A 2065-nucleotide genomic window follows, 5' to 3' on the forward strand; every position below is an offset into this window, starting at 1 on the left:
TAGTGCGTGCGTGGCAGCACGTTCATCAGGTGGGTTAAAGTCCCACTGAATCTCAGACTAGGGGATTCATATCCGAACTTGGGAGTAATGTCTCAAGGGCTGATGATTTCTCATCAGAGGGCAGGGCGTCCACCGCGAGGTGGAGTCTGAAGGGCTTGAGGAGAAATACCAGGCCGTAGTGAAACGGGGCTACCCGAAATGCGAACCGGTCGGCCAAAGATGGGGCAAGGTCGAGCCTGCACTATGGAGGCGAAGGCACCACTAGTCCACCCATCGTACCAAGGTGTGTGCGGGCGGCATGGTATGGAAGATGAATGTAGCGACCCATGGAGATCTCGTAGTGTCTGGAGTAATAACACTTATTAGGGACAAGTGGTTAAATAAAGTCGGGGTAATTGTTTCTGTGACAGTTATCCGTTAAAGAAATTTCACAGAACTCCAGTAATGTGAACTATAAGGAAACCCCGAAATGGACACAAATGCACTGCGAGAAGTCGGAGAGCTGAATAGTACTTAAACAGACGAACAACAAAAACGTCTGGAGCATCTATATAGATGTCATTTATTTATTCAAAAGGCAAATAAATGGGGAAGGCAGCTTGCTTTATGGAACCTAAATCCGAAATTAGTTTTGCGAGTAAAACGAACAAGAACGGAAAGTTCCCTTTGTGAAAGACCCTAAACTTGTATGTGGAGGATACGAAACCAATGACGGATAATGGTACAACAAGAAAGATTCATTCTTTAATAGATAAGGTTTACCACCCAACCAATCTATTGATGGCTTGGGAAAAAGTTAAGGAAAACAAAGGTAGTGGAGGAATCGACAATATCAGTATTAGTGATTTTGAAAAGATACAGTATAAAGAACTAGACATACTACACCAGAGACTGAAAAATGATTCATATAAACCACTACCGGTCAGGAGAGTTAACATTCCTAAAAGAAATAAACCAAGCGAGAAGAGACCTCTTGGAATTCCTGCCATTCGGGACAGAGTCTGTCAACAAGCTCTTAAGAATCGACTTGAACCAATATTTGAACCAACTTTTAATGATTGTAGTTTTGGTTATAGACCAGGAAAGTCTACACATCAAGCTATGAGGAAGATATATCGTGAGATTATCAACGGTTGCGAATGGGTCCTAGATGCAGACTTGAGAGACTTCTTTGGGAATGTTCAACATGAATTGTTAATAAATAAAATCGCGGAAAAAGTAAGTGATGGACGAGTCTTACGACTCATTAGGCAAATGCTTGAAGCGGGCTATATGGAAAAGGGAAAGAAACATGCGACCACACAAGGCACACCGCAAGGTGGGGTAATCAGTCCGTTATTCAGTAACATCTATCTGGATTCATTTGACCATGAAATGGTTGATAAAGGGTATCGTCTTACAAGATTCGCCGACGATTGGGTAGTACTCTGTAAAACAAGAAATGAAGCAGTTAAAGCATTAAATGATGCAAGACAAATACTATCTAAAATTGGCTTAACACTCCACCCTGAGAAAACCAGAATTACACATATTAAATGGGGATTTGAATTTTTAGGATATAAGATTAAACAAGGAAAAGGACTTAAACTTCCTCGCCATAAAATCAAAAAGCAACCTAATATCATGAACATCTATGCAATTCCGACGGAGAAATCAGTGAAGCGATTCATGGATACTATACGTAGCCGTACAAAACGAAGAATTCCTTTAAGCTTATTTGAGTTAATAGAGAGTATCAATCCTGTCATCAGAGGATGGGGTAACTACTATCGTAAAGCTCACGTTAGAAAACTCTTCAATAAACTCCAACGCTGGATTGTAAGACGAATATGGAGCCATCGATTTAAAAGATGGCGAAACATGGGATGGAAGAAGCTTCACGAATCCAAACTTTATTCGGATTACAAACTTGTAAACCTTATCTCATTAATTCCAGACCTAGATTCTAAAGTTGCATCCAAAGGATGACATAAAGGAAAGCGGATTACGGGAAAACTGTACGATCCGTTTGATTGAGCGGACGGAGGAAGGCTTTTGCCGACCTCCTTCGACTCTACACCAATGA

At 41.1% G+C, this 2065-nt stretch carries 1 protein-coding gene; it reads left to right on the forward strand.

The genetic code is table 11. The features are described from left to right. Nucleotides 1-708 precede the first annotated feature (708 nt). On the forward strand, nucleotides 709-1968 hold the full coding sequence (gene ltrA / locus TR08_RS14590) for a group II intron reverse transcriptase/maturase (RefSeq protein WP_045519278.1): 1260 nt from the start codon (nucleotides 709-711) through the stop codon (nucleotides 1966-1968). The last annotated feature ends 97 nt before the right edge of the window (nucleotides 1969-2065 follow it).

Source organism: Neobacillus niacini (assembly GCF_000759675.1).
Lineage (GTDB): Bacteria > Bacillota > Bacilli > Bacillales > Cytobacillaceae > Neobacillus > Neobacillus niacini_A.